Source organism: Pseudomonas serbica, assembly GCF_028823535.1.
Taxonomy (GTDB): domain Bacteria; phylum Pseudomonadota; class Gammaproteobacteria; order Pseudomonadales; family Pseudomonadaceae; genus Aquipseudomonas; species Aquipseudomonas serbica.
Map to the genome: position 1 here is coordinate 19,753 of NZ_JAQIYM010000007.1, position 18,647 is coordinate 38,399.

An 18,647-nucleotide genomic window follows, 5' to 3' on the forward strand; every position below is an offset into this window, starting at 1 on the left:
GCGCGCAATGCGTCCGTCATTACAGCGGTCAATGGCGTTGCCCGCAGGCAGGTGAAGTGGGAAGGGCGCGTACGACCCGGCAACGCCAGGCGAACGGGTTGATGCCCTCGCTGCGGGTGAACATGTGGCAGAAGTGCGCCTGGTCGCAGAAACCGCATTCGAGGCTGATTTGCGTCAGGCTCAGGTCCGTGTGCTGGATCAGGTGCTTGGCCCGGGCGATGCGTTGCTGGCGAATCCATTCCTGGGGCGAACAGCCGGTGCTGCATTTGAATGCGCGGGAGAAATGACTGCGTGACAACGAACAGGCCTGGGCCAGTTCGCTCACTTGCAGGGTTTCGCCGAGGCGATCGAGGATCAGGCGTTTCACCAGCCGTTCGCGCTGGGCACTGAGGCCGCTGGCGCTTTTTACCTGGGTTCGGGCGACTGTCGCGCGGGCGGTGCTGTGCTGTAAATAAGCCATGGCGAATGTCCGTGTAGGTAGGATTCATTCTTGAACCCCAAGGCTCTGGCTTGCGAGTTAAACGTTGTTAATTCCTCGTCCAGGGCGGGCAGTCTTGGGTAAAGTCAGACACAATCGCCCTCTCGCGCCTGGCTCAACACACAAGGGAACCGTGCCTATGAACCGTAACGATCTGCGCCGCGTCGACATGAACCTGCTGGTTATTTTCGAAGCGCTGATGTTCGAAAAGAACCTGACCCGCGTGGCGGAAAAACTGTTCATGGGCCAGCCGGCCGTGAGTGCAGCCCTGGGGCGGTTACGCGATCTGTTCGACGACCCGTTGCTGTTGCGCAACGGTAGAAGCATGGAGCCGACGGCGCGGGCGCTGGCGATTCTCAAGGAACTGCAACCGGCGATGGACACCATTTCCGGCGCGGTCAGTCGCGCCAAGGAGTTTGATCCGGCAACCAGTTGCGACGTCTTTCGCATTGGCCTGTCGGACGATGCCGAGTTCGGTTTGTTTCCGCCGCTGCTGCGCCAGTTGCAGGAGGAAGCACCGGGCATTGTCGTGGTCGTGCGCCGGGCCAATTACCTGCTGATGCCGGCCTTGCTGGCGTCGGGGGAAATCTCCGTGGGCGTCAGCTACACCACCGACCTGCCGGCCAATGCCAAGCGCAAGAAACTGCGTGATATTCCCTGCAAGGTGCTGCGCGGTGACAAGCGTCCGGGGACGCTGACCCTGGATGAGTACTGTGCGCGTCCCCATGCGATGGTGTCGTTTTCCGGGGACCTGAGTGGCAATATCGATCTGGACCTGGCGAAGATTGGCCGGACTCGCCGGGTGGTGCTGGGGGTTCCGCAGTTCAGTGGATTGCGTGCGTTGCTCGCCGGGACCGAGATGATTGCCACGGTGCCCGATTATGCGGCGTGTGCGCTGGTGGAAGGGTGTGGCTTGCGGGCTGAGGATCCGCCATTCGAGATTGCCGCGGCGCAGTTGTCGATGGCATGGAGTGGGGTACATGACAATGATCCGGCGGAGCGCTGGTTGCGGTCGCGGATCAGCCAGTTCATGTCGGAGCCGCTGTCGATCCCGGCTTGATCGTGGCGGCTTGCCCGCCAACCTGTCTTTTCGCGGATGTACCACCCCCCAAGGAGCTGGCTTGCCAGCGATGGCCGTGTGTCAGTCAGGCACATTGTTGAATGTAAAACCGCCTTCGCTGGCAAGCCAGCTCCTACAGGGATCTATTCGGGGTACATCGCAAAAACAGCACGTACATTCAATTTTTTCCTTCCTCGCCCCGGCATTATCCAATCCAATATTGTCTCGCCGGAGCCCGCCACCATGCCTGATTCCAACGTGCTCGACTCGCCCTTCGAGGAGGTCGTGACCCTGGTTATCAAACACCGGGTCAAGGCCGGTTTTGAAGTGCCCTACGAAGCCTGGCTGCGCAACATTGTCAGTGTCGCCGGGCAGCAGGAGGGGCACTTGGGCGTGGATGTGATGCGCGGCAAGAACGCGGGCCTGGATATGTACACCTGCGTCCTGCGATTTTGCTCCACCTCTGCGATGCAGCGCTGGCTCGATTCGCCGCAACGCCGGGCGCTGGTCAACGACGCCACGCCGATGCTGGCCGACGGCGACCAGACCGAAGTCAACCCGGTCAACGAGTTCTGGTTCGCCCCGCAGGTGGAGTCGGTTGCGCCACCGCCGCGCTGGAAGCAGGCCGTGGTGACGCTGTTGGTGATTCTACCTCACACCCTGCTGGTGCCGCTGCTCTGGGGCCCGTTGTTGCAACTCAACGCGGTGCTGTCCAACTACGTGGTTGCGACATTCCTGATTACCCTGACCATCGTGCTGTCGGTGGTGTACCTGTTCATGCCGATGGCGACGCGTCTGTTCGCGCCCTGGCTGTCTTCTTCCACTGCGCCCAAGGAAACGCGATGAACGCCGATCTGATTCTGTTCAATGGTCAATTTCATACTGTCGACCGTGAGAACCCACGCGCCACTGCGGTCGCCATCAGCGAGGGCCGCTTCGTCGCGGTCGGCAGCGATGCCGAGGCCATGGCCTTGCGCGGTTCCGGCACGCAAGTGATCGACCTCAAGGGTCGCTGCGTGATCCCCGGCCTCAACGACTCGCACTTGCACCTGATCCGTGGCGGCCTGAACTACAACCTCGAGCTGCGCTGGGAAGGCGTGCCTTCACTGGCCGATGCGCTGCGCATGCTTAAGGATCAGGCCGACCGCACACCCACGCCGCAGTGGGTGCGGGTGGTCGGGGGCTGGAACGAATTCCAGTTCGCCGAAAAGCGCCTGCCGACCCTCGAAGAGCTGAACCAGGCCGCGCCCGATACCCCGGTGTTCGTCCTGCACCTGTACGACCGCGCCTTGCTCAACCGCGCCGCGCTGCGGGTCGCCGGTTACACCCGCAACACGCCGAACCCGCCGGGTGGGGAAATTGTGCGCGATGCCAATGGCGAGCCCACGGGCATGCTGGTGGCGCGGCCCAACGCGATGATTCTGTACGCGACCCTGGCCAAGGGGCCGAAGTTGCCGCTGGAGTATCAGGTCAACTCGACGCGCCAGTTCATGCGCGAACTCAATCGCCTCGGCCTGACCAGCGCCATTGACGCCGGTGGTGGTTTCCAGAATTACCCGGACGACTACCAGGTGATCGAGCAGTTGGCCAGGGACCAGCAACTGACCGTACGCATTGCCTACAACCTGTTCACCCAGAAGCCCAAGGAAGAGCTGGCCGATTTCAAGAACTGGACCGGCAGCGTGACCCTGCACCAGGGCGACGACTACCTGCGGCACAACGGCGCCGGGGAAATGCTGGTGTTCTCCGCGGCGGATTTCGAGGACTTCCTCGAACCACGCCCGGACCTGCCACAAACCATGGAAGACGAACTGGAACCGGTGGTGCGCCATCTGGTTGAGCAGCGTTGGCCGTTCCGCTTGCACGCCACCTACGACGAATCCATCAGTCGCATGCTCGACGTGTTCGAGAAGGTTGATCGCGACATTCCGTTCAATGGCCTGCCGTGGTTTTTCGACCACGCCGAAACCATCACCCCGCGCAACATCGAGCGGGTGAGAGCGCTGGGGGGCGGCATCGCCATCCAGGATCGCATGGCGTTCCAGGGCGAATATTTCGTCGAGCGCTACGGCGCCAAGGCGGCCGAAGCCACGCCACCCATCAAGCGCATGTTAGCCGAGGGTGTACCGGTCGGTGCCGGCACCGATGCCACGCGGGTGTCGAGCTACAACCCCTGGACCTCGTTGTACTGGATGGTCAGCGGCCGCACCGTCGGTGGCCTGGCGTTGCACGCCGAGGGCTTGTCGCGCCAGACCGCCTTGGAACTGTTCACCCACGGCAGCGCCTGGTTCTCCTCCGAGCAGGGTAAGAAAGGCCAGATCAAGGTCGGGCAATTGGCGGACGTGGCGGCATTGAGCGCGGACTATTTCAGCGTCGAGGACGAAGCGATCAAGTGGATCGAGTCGGTGCTGACCGTGGTCGGCGGCAAGGTGGTGTATGCCGCTGGCGACTTCGAAAAACTTGGCCCCGCCAGTGTGCCGGTGCTGCCGGACTGGTCGCCGGTGGTCAAGGTACCGGGCCACTGGCGGCCGAATTCGCCGTTGCAGGCACAGGTTCACCAGTGCAGCGGGCCTTGTGCCGTGCACTCCCACAGCCATGAGCGGGCGCGGCTGTCGAATGCGCCGGTCAGTGACTTCGCCGGTTTCTGGGGTGCCTTTGGCTGTTCGTGTTTTGCCTTCTGATCAATAAGCGACAACCATCCATCAAGGAGTTTTTCATGAGCAACGTACCGTACAAACGCTTGAACAAAGACGATGCCGTGGTGTTGTTGGTCGACCACCAGACTGGCCTGATCTCGCTGGTCCAGGATTTCTCGCCCAATGAGTTCAAGAACAACGTGCTGGCCCTGGGCGACATCGCCAAGTTCTTCAATCTGCCGACCGTCCTCACCACCAGTTTCGACAGCGGCCCGAACGGTCCAATCGTGCCGGAACTCAAGGCGCAGTTCCCGGATGCACCGTTTATTGCGCGCCCCGGCCAGATCAACGCCTGGGACAACGAGGACTTCGTCAAGGCCGTGAAGGCCACCGGTCGCAAGCAACTGATCATTGCCGGTGTGGTCACCGATGTGTGCGTGGCGTTCCCGACCCTGTCGGCCTTGGCCGAAGGTTTTGACGTGTTCGTGGTGACTGATGCTTCCGGCACCTTCAACACCACCGTGCAACAAGCCGCCTGGGCCCGCATGTCCGCCGCCGGTGCTCAACTGCTGAACTGGTTCTCCGTGGCTTGCGAGCTGCAGGGCGACTGGCGCAACGACATGGAAGGCCTGGCCAACCTGCTGTCCGAACGCATTCCGAACTACCGCAACCTGATCAACAGCTACACCACGTTCACCGCCAAGTAATAACGCACCACCCTTGTAGGAGCCCGGCTTGCGTGACACATTGAATAGGGTGTCGAAACGAGCATAAGCCGCTATAACTGCGGGTGACTGTCAATCAAGGCATGACAATGAACCCGTTCGAAGATATGCGTATTTTTTGCCAGGTGATGGATTCCGGCAGCTTCACCGCCGCCGCCGATCATCTGGGCTTGTCCAAGCAGTTCGTCAGCCGGCGCCTGATGCAGCTCGAAGCGCGACTTGGCGTGCGGCTGCTCAATCGCTCGACAAGGCGGCTGGATGTCACCCCGCTGGGGCAGAGTTACTACGAATCGGCCTTGCGCTTGCTGGGCGAAGTCGAGCAGGTGGAGCAGGGCATCGCCGGGCAGACCACCGAACCGCGCGGCACCCTTCGCGTGAGTGCGCCGCTGTCGTTTGCGTTGGCGCACCTGGGGTGCCTGCTACCGCAGTTTTTACAGCGCTACCCTGACGTCACGGCGGAGGTGGACCTGAGCGATCGGTCGGTGGATTTGCTTGGCGAAGGTTACGACCTGGCCCTGCGCATCGGCACGCTGGAAGATTCGACGTTGATTGCCCGGCGCATCGCTTCCATCCAGCGAGTGTACTGCGCCAGCCCGGCTTACCTGGCTGAGCGCGGCACGCCAGTCAAACCTGAAGCGTTGCACCAGCATGACTGCCTGCCGTACGGCCACGGGCGGCAGGTGCAATGGCGTTTCGAAGGGCAGGGCAAGCCGCTGATGGTCAACGTCACCGGGCGGATGCGGGTCAACAATGGCGAGTTGCTCAAGGACGCGGCGATTGCCGGGATGGGGATTACTTACCTGCCGACGTTTATCGTCGGTTCGGCGTTGAAGGATGGTCGGTTGGTAACGGTGCTGGATGAGTTTTGTCCCGAGCCGCTGACGCTGTCGGCGGTGTATCCGCAACATCGCCAGGCGTCGCGACCGGTGCAGGCGCTGATCGAGTTTCTGCGCGAGCGGCTGGACGTGTTGTAGATCGACACACGGTCAATTGTGGGAGCGGGCTTGCTCGCGAAGGCGCAGTGTCAGGCGACATCACTGTTGGATGTGCCATCGCCTTCGCGAGCAAGCCCGCTCCCACAGGGTTCGAGCAGGTCAGTTGACGCGTTTGTCGTCGCCGGGTTCGCCCGCAGCATGCAGGCCGCGATCGTCGCCGACTTCGCCGGAGCGGTGAACCCCATTGTCGTCATGCCCGGCCTGATGAACCCCATGGTCATCACCGACTTCGCCGGAGCGATGTACGCCATGGTCGTCGCCCGGTTCGGAGTGGGTGCTGCTACGCCCGGAGTTCGAGGCTGTATTGCCTGCGTGTCCCGAAGCATGGTCGCTGCCGCTATGACCGCTGCCGGCGCTATTGCCGCCATGGCCACCGCCATTACCGCCGCCGCTGCCACCACCGTGACCGCCGCCGCCACCGTGGCCACCACCATTACCTCCGCCGCCGCTACCACCGTGACCGCCGCCGCCACCACTGCCGCCGCCGTGACCGCCACCACCACCGCCGTGACCGCCACCGCCACCACCGCCGTGACCGCCACCGCCACCGCCACCGCCCCCACCACTTCCACCTTCTTTCGCCTGGGCACTCGATACCCCGGACAGGCTGTCCGGAATCAGTACGGTAGACGCCGACAGGACCGCGCCAATTGCGACTGCCAGTAATAGCTTGTTGATGTGCATGTCGTTCTCCGTCTTCTAATTCAAGTTGGAACGTTGATGAACATTGCAACGTGCTGCCATATTCAGTGGGTAAACACGCCAAGGTCCGGCTTTATTCGTTGTCACGCTGAAAAAGACTGGAACCTCTCGCCCAGGCCCGTCCCAGAGGCGTCAGTGAATGCTCGAGGCCAGCTCGAATATGGGGATGTACATCAAAATCACGATCACCCCGATCAGCAGGCCGATGAAGGTCATGAGCAAGGGTTCGAACAGGCGCACGAACCATTCGATCCAGCGGCTGATTTCTTCGTCGTAGAAGTCGGCGCTGCGTTCCATCATCTGTCCGAGGTTGCCGGACTGTTCGCCAGCGCGCAGCAGACGCAGGGATACCGGGGTCACCAGGTGATTGAGTTCCAGCGCCGTCGACAGGGATTGCCCCTCGCGCACCCGTTCGCAGGCCTGGTCCAGGCGCATTCGGGAGGCCGGGGTGAGCAGGTTGCGCACCATGCCCATGGCGGTGACGAGCGGAATCCCGCCTTGCAGCAGGATGCCCAGGGAACGGTAGAACCGCGCCAACTCGTACATGAAGATGCGTTGATGCACCGCCGGCAGTTTTTCGATCAGGTGGTCCAGGCCGCGACGAAAAGCCGGCTGGCGCTGGAGGAAGGCGAGGGCGATGACGATTGCTGCGAAGGCGCCGAAAAACTCGCCCTGGTGGGCGTGCAGGAACATGCCGCTGCTCATGAGGATCTGCGACAGCCACGGCAGGTTCGACCCCAGCCCTTCGAACACCAGGCTAAAGCGCGGCACGACATAGCCCATCAGGAACAACACCACGCCACCGCCCACCACCAGCAACAACAGGGGGTAGATCGAGGCGCTGACGATCTTCTGGCGAACCTCGTCCATGCGTTGGCGATAGCTGACGTATCGGCCCAGGGCTTCGCCCACTGCGCCGGTCTTCTCGCTGGACTGGACCAACGCAACGTAGAGCGGTGGGAACACCGCCGACAGTTGGCCCAAGGCCTGGGAAAACGATTTGCCTTCGTAAAGCAGGCGCACCAGTTCACTCAAGGTCTTGCGGGCTTGCGGCGCGTTTTCTTTTTCCGCCAGGCTTTCCAGCGCATCGATCAACGGCAGGCCGGCATTGAGCAGGGTCGTCAGTTCCTGGCTGAACAACACCAGGTTGAAGGTCTCACGATGCCTGGGGCGCAGCGCCCGCCAGTGCCGCTCGGCGTGCAGGCTGAGCACGCGCAGGCCCTGGTCTTCGGCGATGCGCCGGGCTTCGCTGTCACCCGGCGCCTCGACAGTCATTGAAACCACACCGGCCTTGCCGACCGCTTTGAGGTGAAAACGCATGGTCGCCATTCCCGTCATTGCCAACTGGTGACTTCGGCGTTTTCGCCTTCGCCGCCGGGTTGGCCGTCCTTGCCCATGGACAGCAGGTCGTACTCACCGTTTTCGCCGGGATAGCGGTAGTTGTAGTTACGGCCCCAAGGGTCTTGCGGCAGTTTTTTCTGCAGGTACGGGCCGGTCCAGCGGGTTTCGTCACTGGGCGCGGTGACCAGAGCCTGCAATCCCTGCTCAGTCGAGGGGTAATGGCCAACCTCCAGCCGGTACAGGTCCAAGGCCTTGCCTAGGCCTTCTATTTGCGCCTTGGCCACCTTCACTTCAGAGCGGCCCAATTGGGCGAAGTACTTCGGCGCGACGATGCCGGCCAACAGCCCCAGCACCACCAGCACCACCAACAGTTCAAGCAATGTGAACCCGCGCTCGGCTCGAGGGGGAAAAGCACGCGGGGCGAAACGCAGACGCTGTTTCATGATGACCTCACACAGTCGGCAGAAGGGTCGCGCCTATGGCTTATGCAATTGCCATGCAAAGCCCCGCCCAAGCTTCGTACATCCCCGTGCAGCCCCCGTATTACGGCCACTCGCGCTTTCGGCACAGTGCTTGCGTATGGCTGATACGCGACCGTCCATTGGGGCATTACCCCCATTTTTCGGGGCCGGTCAGGGGAGGTAGAACAATGAAAATCCTCACTACAGGACTGCTTGGCATGATGCTGCTGGCCGGCGCTGTCCAGGCCGATGTGTTCGTTTCCAAGGACGCCAAGGGCGACTACGTCCTGTCCAACGTCCATCGCCCCGGCCGCCACTACGAAAGGGTGGTGCGGGACGTCGAAGCCGCGGTGGTCAGTCTTGATCAGCAGCCGCAAATGATCGCCGCGCGCCCTTACGCCGAGCTGGTCTCCAAGGCCGCCACGGACAACCAGTTGCCGGCGGCGCTGTTGCACGCGGTGATCCAGACCGAATCGAGCTACAACGCCAGTGCCGTATCGCCCGCGGGCGCGGGTGGCCTGATGCAGTTGATGCCCGACACCGCCCGGGAAATGGGGGTGAAAAACGTCTATGACCCCAAGGCCAACATCCAGGGCGGCGCCCGCTATCTCAAGCGCCTGATGACCCTGTTCGACAACGACATCGCCCTCGCCGTGGCCGCCTACAACGCCGGCCCGCAAGCGGTGCTCAGCCGTGGCGGGGTGATTCCGCCGTTCGCCGAAACCCAGCGTTATGTGCCCAACGTGCTGCGCCAGTACCGGCGTTTGCAGGGGCTGGCGGCGGATGCCCCGCTGTGACCGAACAGCCGGGGCGGATTTCCCCAACATTGGGGCATGGTGGCCCCGGCGAAAAAGTGGGGAATTACTGGGGAATATCCCCCGATGAATTAAGTGGAAGCTGTAACTGTTTGAAAAAACGATATTTTTTTTATGGCATGCGGATTGCTCAAAGGGTTTTGTCGAGAATTATTCCCTGTGAGCGCCCACAGCGAGGCCCGTGATCATGACCGGCATATTCCACGCTCCATCCGTCCTTTCCTTGCTGCTGCTGGCCGCATCAGTGTTCGGCATCGAATTCGCCGAAGCCTCTGCGCGATGTGAGCGCAACCTGGTGGCCAATGTCGTGGCGCTGGACCAGCCGCTGATGTTCAACCGGCTCGGTGCGCAGAACGTCAACGGCATGATGTTCGCCCTGCGCCGCGATGTGGTCGATGACCATGACATCTCACTCGCCCAGGGCGGTGCGGCGGTGCCGGGCAAGGTCTCGCTGCGTCCCGACAAGCGTCCGCGTCCGCTGGTGCTGCGGGTGGCCGCCGGTGACTGCCTGACCATCAATCTGCAGAACCTGCTGGCCTATCAGGCCAACCCCGGTTCCCATGAAGGTGGCGAGGAAGAGGAAGGCATCGAAATTGGCAATAACCAGAATTTCAAGGTCGACGAGCAAGTCGCCGACCGCCATGTCGGTTTCCAGGTCAACGGCATGCAAGCGGTCAACAGCATCGACGACATCGCTTCGTTCACCGGACGCAATGCCAATAGCCTGATCGCTCCGGGTGGCAGCCGTTCCTACACCCTGTACGCCGAGCGTGAAGGGGTGTTCGCCGCCAGCAGCCGTGGCGCAACCTTCGGTGGCGAAGGTGCGGCTGGCAACGTTGCCAACGGTCTGTTCGGCCAGGTGGTGGTGCTGCCCAAGGGCGGTCGCAGTTACCGCAATACCGTAACCGAAGAAGAAATGCGCCTGGCGACCACCGGGCGCACCCCGGCCGGTCAGCCGATCGTCGATTACCAGGCGCGCTTCCCGCAACGCGAACCGTGGATCCGTGAAGGCAAGGCCGGTACGCCAATCATCAATATGGTCGACGGCAATGAAATCATTTCCAGCGAGAGCGATGCGATCGTCATGGGCAGCAACGCCGACGGCAGCTTCCCGGCCTCGACCTATCCGCTGGAAGCGGTGGGCAAACGCAACCCGGCGATTCCCAATCGGCTGGAACCGTTCCGCGATTTCGCCTCGCAGTTCCAGGACGAAACCGCCGCGACCCAGGCGTTCCCCGCCTACTGGGCCGACCCGGTGATGGCCCACGTGCTGGAGCCGACCCGCGATTCGTTCATGATCAACTATGGCTCCGGCGGCATGGGTGCCGAAGTGGTGGCCAACCGTCTCGGCGTAGGTCCGATGCACGATTGCCTGTCCTGCGCCTACGAAGAATTTTTCCTCAGCTCACACACCGTCGGCGACGTGGCGATGTTGGTGGACGTACCGGCCAACGCCGGCCTCGAAGGCATCACCCCCGGCCAGACTCCGACCGCCGATCAGGTGGGCGTCAAGGCGACCATGGCGCTCTATCCGTCCGAGCCGTCCAACGTCAACCACAGCTACATCGGTGACTTCGTCAAGTTCCGCAACACCCACAACGGCCATGAGCAGCACATCTTCCACCTGCACGGGCATCAATGGCTGTTCAATCCCAACGATGACAATTCCGATTATGTAGACGCCCAGGGCATCGGCCCGGGTGCCGGCTACACCTATGAAATCGCCAACGGCGGTTCGGGCAACCGCAACCGGGTCGCGGGCGATGCGATCTATCACTGCCACTTCTACCCGCACTTCGCCCAAGGCATGTGGGCCATGTGGCGGGTGCACGATGTGTTCGAAGAAGGCACCCAGCTTGAAGTGTCGCAACAAGGCAACGACGGTTACCACAGCGAGCCCTACGCCTTGCGCAGCGGTAAACCCGCGGCGGGCGCACGGGCCTTGCCCGATGGCGAAATCGTCGCCGGCACGCCGATCCCGGCGGTGGTGCCGCTGCCCGGCAAAGCCATGGCGCCTATGCCAGGCAAAGTCGCCGTGGTACCGAAAATCGGCGAGACCCTGGTGGCCGCCAACGACGATGACGATGATGAAGAAGAGGGCGACGATGACGGTGAGCACCATGGTGGCAGCGGCGGCGCCCAGGCCATCGGTTCCCTGGCCCTGGTCGATCGCAGCGAAGCCAACCGCAACGCCGACGGCACCCTGAAAAACCCGGGTTATCCATTCTGGATCGGCGGCATGGAAAGCTCGGTCGGCCAACGCCCACCGACTCCGCCGCTGGACATGCTCGACGCGGCCTCGGCGCAAGCCCTGAAAGCCACGGGCAAAGCCCTGTGGGCCAACCTTGACCCGGCGCAGTCCGGTGGCTGGGACGGCGGCCTGGGTCGCCATGCGCTGGACGGCGTGTCTGCCGGTGGCGAGGCCGAGACCATTACCACCTCGCTGGATTTCTCCAAGACAGTGACCCGCGCCAAGCCGATCTACCTGCCGGAAGAGGGCACCGAAGTCGAGCAGGCGGCCATGGCCTTCCACGCCAAGAAGGATCACCCAAGCTTCGCCCTGCTGCCGGGCAACCAGATCGTCGCACGGCCTTTCCGCACCAACGGCGCCTTGCCGATGGCCGGTGCGCCGTTCTACGAACCCTGCATGGACGACCGGCAAAAACGCCTGAGCAGCAGCGCCGGCACCGGTGAATTCAACAGTGGCGAGCGGCCCGACGGCATGTCATTCATCGGCTCCTCGAGCTTCACCGCCGACCGCCCGCGCATCTACAAGGCGGCCAACATCCAGTTCGACGCGGTGTACAACAAGGTCGGCTACCACTTTCCGCAAGCGCGCATCCTGGCACTCTGGGAAGACGCCTGGCCGGTGATCACCAAGCAGCGTCCGCCAGAACCTTTGGTGATGCGCATGAACACCTTCGATTGCGTGCAGTACCAGCAAACCAACCTGGTGCCGGCCACCTATGAGATGGACGACTATCAGGTGCGCACGCCGACCGATGTGATCGGCCAGCACATTCACCTGCCCAAGTGGGACCTGGTGTCGGCCGACGGCTCGTCCAACGGCTGGAACTACGAAGACGGTGTGCTCTCCCCGGGTGCGGTGCAAGAGCGCATCCATGCCATCCGCGAGTTCAACCAGTGCGAAGGCAGCGATCCACGCGACGGCACGCCAGCCTGCCCGAAAGCCAAGAACCATCCGTACTTCGGTCAATTTGGCCGGGCCGACTGGGTCGGCGCACGCACGGCCATGCAGCGCTGGTTCGTCGACCCGGTGGTCAACGCCAAAGGCGTCGACCGTGGCCTGGGCACCATCTTTACCCACGACCACCTCGGCCCATCGACTCACCAACAGATTGGCCTGTATGCCACCGTACTGGCAGAACCTGCCGGTTCCACCTGGTTCCACGCCGAAACCGGCGAGCCGTTGTACAGTGGCGCGCGCCAGGACGGCGGGCCGACTTCGTGGCAAGCGGTGATTTCCACCGGTGACATCGACGGCGACGGCAAGAACGACAGCTTCCGCGAGTTCTTCCTCGAATACAGCGACTTCCAGCACGCCTATGAAGCCGGTGTGTACGTGGGCGCCGGTCCTGACGGCAAACCCAATGCGCAAGGCTTCCCGGCCACCGCCGACAGCTTCCGCTACGCCATCAACCCGCCAGTGCGCAACAACGCCAGCACCTTGCTGGACGGCATTATCGAAGTGCAGGGCGGCATGGTGCCCGGCTGCCCGAGCCGGCCATGCCCACAAGCCATCTCGGTGGATGACCCGGGCATGTTCGTGGTCAATTACCGCAACGAACCGCTGGCCCTGCGGGTGTACGACCCGAACAAGGTCGGCCCGGACGGCAAGCGCGGCATGCAGGCCGATGGCCTGGGCGGCGACCTGGCGTACGCCATGCAAAGCCGTACCGACCGTGCGATCCCGGCGATGAACCTGGCGCCGAACCTGATCACCGCGGCCACCGGCCCCACTGGCGGTACCACGCTGTTCCCGCCACACATCAACAAGGGCGGCGCCGAGCCTGGCGATCCGTTCACCCCGATGCTGCGCACCTACACCGGCGACAACGTGCGGCTGCGGGTGCATGCCGGCGGCCACGAAGAGGAGCACAACGTCACTCTGCACGGCGTGAAGTGGCTGCAAAGCGGTTCCGGTTTCGGCAACAGCTCCAACTCCGGCTGGCGCGCGTCGCAGATGATCGGCATCTCCGAGCAGATGGGCTTCAATGCGCCAGTGTCGATGCTGTCCAGCTCGGCGGCCATCACCGGTGACTACCTGTACTCGATGGATGCGTCGATCGAAGGTTACTGGAGCGGAATCTGGGGCGTGATGCGCAACTACACCGCGCAACGCAGCGATCTGTTCGCGCTGCCCAACAACGCCAAGCCAACCGGTATGCGCAACACCGTGGCCTTCGACGGCGTTTGCCCACGGTACGGCGCCAACCCCAACGGCATCGGCACCCGGCCGACCCCGCAGCGCAACTATGAAGTGGTGGCGGCGCTGGCCAACGACATCCTCGGCAATCCGCTGGGCCTGACCATCGGTGATCCGGCAGGACTCGGCCAGCATGTCGGCGGGCCGCTGAATCCGGCCGGCGGTACCCTGGTCTTCAACTCGCGCACCGTGAGCATCCCGCAGGTCACCGTGACCGACCCTGAAGACGGTGAAACCATCACCATCGGCGGGCAAAGCGGGCCGCTGCATGACCCGACCGCGATCCTGTATGTGCGCAAGGCCGACCTCGACCCTACCACCGGCAAGCTCAAGCCCGGCGTGCCTGTCGAACCTCTGGTGCTGCGCGCAGCGGCCGGTGATTGCATCAACGTCACCCTGGAAAACCGTCTGCCGAGCGTGATGCCGGACCTGACCCAGACCGCGGTGATGCAAGGCATGGTCAAGCGCGATCGCAACAGCGGCAGCGGTTCGACCACCTTCAGCAACAACCTGATGCGGCCGTCGAGCCACGTGGGTCTGCACGCGCAATTGCTGGCGTACGACATCACCAAATCCGACGGCACCAACGTCGGCGCCAACCCGACCCAGACCGTGCCGCCGCGAGTCGGCAGCAGCGGTGCCTACCCAACCCGTACCTACCAGTACTACGCCGGGCACCTGGAGCGTGAAGGCAAACCGATCACGCAACTGGGGCGCAACGTCGACAACATCAATGCCACGGCGATCGAGTTCGGTGGCTTGAACATCACCCCGGCGGACGTGATCAAGCAGTCGCAAAAAGGCCTGGCTGGGGCGATGAGCATCCTGCCAGTGGGCGCCACCTGGGTCGACGACACGCGCAAAGTGAATGCGACGGTCACCGCACCGGGGCAAACCAGCTACCGCGACTTTGCGATGGTCTGGCAGAAAGCCTTGAACATTCGCTGGGCCAATGGTCGGCCAGTGGAAGGAATTGCCGCGGAAGGGTTCGGCGTGCCGACCGATCCGCAGGACAACTCCAGCATGGCCATCAACTACAGGACCGAACCGATGTGGTTCCGCTTCGGCCTGGCCCCGGATGCACCGTTCGGCCATGCCGATGGCGCGGGCTACGGCGACATGGTGAACGCGCACATGGCCTACAGCAATGCGCTGGTGGGGGGTGATCCGCAGACGCCAGTGCTGTACGCCAAGCCTGGGCAGCCGTTCCGCACGCACATCCTGATGCCTACCGGTGGCAGTCGCGGCACGACCTTCCAGCTGGACGGTCACGTCTGGTCGAACAACCCGTTCCTGTCGGAGAAGAGCGATACCGGTGGCTACCCAATGGGCACCCCTGGCGTGGGTTCGGTGAAGTTCGGCTACAACCCGATGTCGATGTACATCGGCGCCCGCGAGAGCGTCCTGCCGGCAGCGCACTTCAGTTTCATGCTGCCGAGCGCCGGGGGTGTCAATGCGATACCGGGTGACTACCTGTTCCGCGACTACGGCGCCTACGGCAACACCTCCGGGTTGTGGGGACTGTTACGGGTGACCAACGAACTGGAACCGGCGCCAGCGCCATAGGGCAGGCAAACGCAACCCCTGTAGGCGCTGGCTTGCCAGCGAAGACGGAGAGTCAGACACATCAATGCTGGATGTGCTGACGCCTTCGCTGGCAAGCCAGCTCCTACAGGGGTGGGTGGTGGAGGCAGGGATAGATCTGAAGGGGAGAGTGACATGAACAGGACCATCAAAATCGCCAGTGTCGCGCTGATCGTCGGGGTTGCGCTGATCTGGCTCGGGGTGTGGCGCACGTCGCCTCCGACCCTGCTCAGCGAAATCGCGCTGCCCGACACCTGGAGCGACCAGACGCTGGAACGCGACGGCGTGTCGGTGGCCCTCGAGGTTCGGCCGCTTACCGCAGGCGGCGTACTGCGCGAGGGTGAATTTGCCGACGTGCGTTTCAAGGTCACCGACAAGGCGTCCGGCCAGCCGCTGGCGGGCATCGCCCCCGGTGCCTGGATCGACCCCGAAACCGTCGCCGCCGACCAGGCCCAGGGCCGCGAACAGAGCTGCAAGGCCCGGGTCGGGGTGTTCCTCAAGTCGAGCATCGGCGCACGGCCGCAGCTCGATCTCAACAGCTACTTCCTGATGGTGATGAACCGCGACGCCAGCGTCTCGGTGGTCGACCCGTCGGTCTCGGTGGGTGGCATCACCAGCACCATGACCCGCATCGACATCAAGCAACCGCCGATGGACTGGGTCACCCCCAGGGACAACAAGCGGGTATTCGTGTCGATGCCGACGGCGGGTGAGGTCGCGGTGCTCGACAGTGAGCAATTCAAGTTGCTCGACTCGGTGGCCGCCGGCAGTAATCCGGTGCGCGTGGCCTTGCAACCGGACGAGCGCCTGCTGTGGGTCGGTAACAATGCCCCCTCGGCCGAGCTTTCCGGGGTCACGGTGATCGACACCGCCAGCCTCAAACCCCTCAAGCACCTGGCCACCGGCAGCGGCCACCACGAGATCGCCTTCAGCAAGGACAGCCGCTTCGCCTTTGTCACCAACCGCGACGACGGTACCCTGAGCATCATCGACGTTGCCACCCTGACCATCGCCAAGCAGCTCAAGACCGGTTCGCACCCGCTGTCGGTGGTGTACTCGCCGTTGTCCGGCGCGGCCTATGTCAGCGATGGCAAGGACGGTACGGTCACCGTGGTCGATGCCGTAAGCCAGTCGGTGCGACGGGTGATCAAGACGAAGCAGGGCCTGGGCCCCATGGGCTTCAGCGCCGACGGCCGTTTCGGCATCGTGCTCAATACCCTGGAGAATCAGGTCGCGGTGATCGACGCGGCCAACGATGCGCTGATCCATGAACTGGACGTGTCCGCCGAGCCCTACCAGGTGGTGTTCACCAAGGCCTATGCCTACGTGCGCGGACTGGCTTCGGCCAAAGTCACGATGATCAATTTGGCGTCCCTCGGTGAAGGCCGCAAACCGATCACCCAGGGCTTCGAAGCCGGACCGCAGCCGCCACGGCTGGCCGGTGACCTGCCGCTGGCGTCGAGCCTGGCGGTGTCGCGGGACGACAACGCGGTGTTCGTGGTCAACCCGGTGGACAACACCACCTACTTCTACGCCGAAGGCATGAACGCGCCGATGTCGGGCTACCCCAATCGCGGGCAAGTGGCGCGGGCGGCACTGGTCATCGACCGCAGCCTGCGCGAAGTCGAGCCGGGGGTTTACAGCTCGAGGATCAAGCTGCCGGCAGCCGGGCGTTTCGACGTGGCGTTCCTGCTCAATCAGCCCAACATCATCCATTGCTTCAGCGCCGTGGTTGAGACGAACAGCAGCCTTGAACCTGGCGCCGGCGTGCCGAAGGTGGAGTTCCTGCTCGATAAATCCACGGCCGCCCTGGGCAGTCCCTATGTCGTGCGTTTTCGCATCGTCCAGGGCAAGCAGAAGGTCCAGCGCAGTGGGGTCAAGGACGTGCAGGTGCGCTACTTCCTGGCGCCGAGTGCACGGCCTCGGCTCGTCGCGGCTGTGGACGTGGGCAATGGAATCTACGAAGCCCCGGTCACCCTCGACCAGAGAGGTGCCTGGTACCTGCACGTGCGTGCGGCGTCCCTGGGGGCGAGTTTCGACGATCAGACTTTTGCCAGCGTTCGGGTGACCCCTGGCCTTGCTCATTGAAGAGGACATCGACATGAACCGATTCGCACATCATGGACTGCTGACGATCTGCCTGTTGGCCTGCTCGTTGGAATTAGCTATCGGCCAGGCCCTGGCCCACTCCGCCGACGAACATGCCGGCCACACCCAGGCGGCAAAAAACGCCAGCTCCGAGACCGCGCAGGTCAAGTTTGCCGACGTCGCGCTGGTGGACCAGAACGGCAAGACCGTGCGCCTGGAAAAAGACCTGGTGGCCAACAAGATCGTGGTCATGAGCTTCATCTATACCAGTTGCACCACGGTCTGCCCGGTGGTGTCCTCGATCATGGGCAAGGTGCAGAAGCAGCTGGGTGCACGGGTCGGCAGCGAGGTGCAACTGGTGTCGATCAGCATCGACCCGCAACGCGATGATGCCAGGCGCCTGAACGACTACGCCCGCGCGTTCCAGAACGGCCCGGGCTGGAGCTGGCTGACCGGCTCCACGCAGTCGGTCAACGAAACCCTCAAGGGCCTGGGCAGCTTCAGTGGCGACTTCAAGAATCATGCACCGCTGATCCTGGTGGGGGACGGCAACAGCCGCCACTGGACCCGCTACTACGGCTTCACCGATCCGAGCATATTGACCCGTCAGGTGGAGAAGCTCAGCGGTGAACGCAACGCCCACGCCAAACACACCGCCATCGCGATGGAGCATCAGCCATGAAACTACTCGACTGGATCGCCCTGAGCGTCTGCGCCTGCCTCGCAAGCACCGTGGTCATGGCTCACGAAGGACATGCGCCAGCGGCGCCTGCCGCCGATACGGCGGTGGCCGCCGCCCAGCCGACCACAGGCACCCGCGATGCCAAGACCTGGTTCACCGACACGCCGTTGCAGGACCAGAACGGCAATACCCTGCGTTTCTACAGCGACGCGCTGCAAGACCGCGTGGTGCTGCTCAATGTGATTTTCACCCATTGCACCGATGCCTGCCCGTTGATCACCCAGAAGCTCAAGCAAGTGCGCGAAGTGCTGGGCGACAAGGCGGACGGCATCACCTTTATCTCCCTTACCAGTGATCCGCTGCGGGACACCCCGGCGGTACTCAAGGCTTATACCTTGAAGCAGGGCGTCGATGAGCCCCACTGGCTTTTTCTTACCGGCGACAAAGCGCAGATGGACCTGGTCCTGGGGCGCGTTGGCCAGGTCATTCCGTCCCCCGAGCAGCACTCCACCCAGTTGATCGTCGGTGACGTGGCGAACAAGCGCTGGAGCAAGATCCGTCCCGATGCCCCGGCCGCCGCCATTGCCCAGCGCTTGCAGCTGTTGGCAATGCCGGTTGCCGGTCGTTGAGTCC

At 63.2% G+C, this 18,647-nt stretch carries 14 protein-coding genes; 10 read left to right on the forward strand and 4 right to left on the reverse strand.

Annotated elements, in window-relative coordinates:
• Window positions 1–28 precede the first annotated feature (28 nt).
• Window positions 29–460 (reverse strand): helix-turn-helix domain-containing protein, encoded by a 432-nt coding sequence (locus NQL71_RS12580; RefSeq protein WP_274642718.1) that lies wholly within the window; start codon window positions 458–460, stop codon window positions 29–31.
• 157 nt (window positions 461–617) lie between these two features.
• Here NQL71_RS12580 and NQL71_RS12585 point away from each other — a divergent pair, with 157 nt between their 5' ends.
• The 5 genes from NQL71_RS12585 (at window position 618) to NQL71_RS12605 (ending at window position 5,873) form a co-directional block, all read left to right on the forward strand.
• Window positions 618–1,538 (forward strand): LysR family transcriptional regulator, encoded by a 921-nt coding sequence (locus NQL71_RS12585; RefSeq protein ID WP_077182950.1) that lies wholly within the window; start codon window positions 618–620, stop codon window positions 1,536–1,538.
• Window positions 1,539–1,781: 243 nt separating this feature from the next.
• Entirely contained in the window at window positions 1,782–2,384 is a 603-nt protein-coding gene (locus tag NQL71_RS12590) for an antibiotic biosynthesis monooxygenase (RefSeq protein WP_046815467.1), read from the forward strand.
• Window positions 2,381–4,219, forward strand: a complete 1,839-nt coding sequence (locus NQL71_RS12595; protein ID WP_166621124.1) for an amidohydrolase — start codon at window positions 2,381–2,383, stop codon at window positions 4,217–4,219. Before NQL71_RS12590 ends, NQL71_RS12595 begins: the two co-directional genes overlap by 4 nt.
• A 35-nt stretch (window positions 4,220–4,254) precedes the next feature.
• Window positions 4,255–4,881: an isochorismate family cysteine hydrolase YcaC gene (ycaC, locus tag NQL71_RS12600; RefSeq protein WP_046815465.1), complete on the forward strand. Its 627-nt coding sequence runs from the start codon at window positions 4,255–4,257 to the stop codon at window positions 4,879–4,881.
• A gap of 107 nt (window positions 4,882–4,988) precedes the next feature.
• Entirely contained in the window at window positions 4,989–5,873 is an 885-nt protein-coding gene (locus NQL71_RS12605) for a LysR family transcriptional regulator (RefSeq protein WP_077182952.1), read from the forward strand.
• A gap of 120 nt (window positions 5,874–5,993) precedes the next feature.
• On the opposite strand, the gene NQL71_RS12610 is transcribed toward NQL71_RS12605, so the two are convergent.
• The 3 genes from NQL71_RS12610 to gspG all read right to left on the reverse strand — a co-directional run bounded on the left by NQL71_RS12610 (window position 5,994) and on the right by gspG (window position 8,380).
• Window positions 5,994–6,578, reverse strand: a complete 585-nt coding sequence (locus NQL71_RS12610; RefSeq protein WP_274642719.1) for a hypothetical protein — start codon at window positions 6,576–6,578, stop codon at window positions 5,994–5,996.
• A 150-nt stretch (window positions 6,579–6,728) separates the two neighbouring features.
• On the reverse strand, window positions 6,729–7,916 hold the full coding sequence (locus NQL71_RS12615) for a type II secretion system F family protein (protein WP_274642720.1): 1,188 nt from the start codon (window positions 7,914–7,916) through the stop codon (window positions 6,729–6,731).
• A 14-nt stretch (window positions 7,917–7,930) separates the two neighbouring features.
• A complete protein-coding gene (gspG, locus tag NQL71_RS12620) occupies window positions 7,931–8,380 on the reverse strand; it encodes a type II secretion system major pseudopilin GspG (RefSeq protein ID WP_046815462.1) in 450 nt (149 codons plus the stop codon).
• Window positions 8,381–8,586: 206 nt separating this feature from the next.
• Here gspG and NQL71_RS12625 point away from each other — a divergent pair, with 206 nt between their 5' ends.
• From NQL71_RS12625 to NQL71_RS12645, 5 genes are all read left to right on the forward strand, one after another.
• Window positions 8,587–9,195, forward strand: a complete 609-nt coding sequence (locus tag NQL71_RS12625; protein WP_046815461.1) for a lytic transglycosylase domain-containing protein — start codon at window positions 8,587–8,589, stop codon at window positions 9,193–9,195.
• 205 nt (window positions 9,196–9,400) lie between these two features.
• Window positions 9,401–15,226, forward strand: a complete 5,826-nt coding sequence (gene mnxG, locus NQL71_RS12630) for a manganese-oxidizing multicopper oxidase MnxG (RefSeq protein WP_274642721.1) — start codon at window positions 9,401–9,403, stop codon at window positions 15,224–15,226.
• A 153-nt stretch (window positions 15,227–15,379) separates the two neighbouring features.
• Window positions 15,380–17,332, forward strand: coding sequence for a YncE family protein (locus NQL71_RS12635; RefSeq protein ID WP_274642722.1), 1,953 nt, complete (start codon window positions 15,380–15,382; stop codon window positions 17,330–17,332).
• Between the two features lie 13 nt (window positions 17,333–17,345).
• Complete coding sequence (locus NQL71_RS12640) at window positions 17,346–18,014, forward strand: SCO family protein (protein WP_274642723.1); 669 nt, start codon at window positions 17,346–17,348, stop codon at window positions 18,012–18,014.
• A complete protein-coding gene (locus tag NQL71_RS12645) occupies window positions 18,011–18,643 on the forward strand; it encodes an SCO family protein (protein WP_046815457.1) in 633 nt (210 codons plus the stop codon). Before NQL71_RS12640 ends, NQL71_RS12645 begins: the two co-directional genes overlap by 4 nt.
• Window positions 18,644–18,647: the final 4 nt, after the last annotated feature.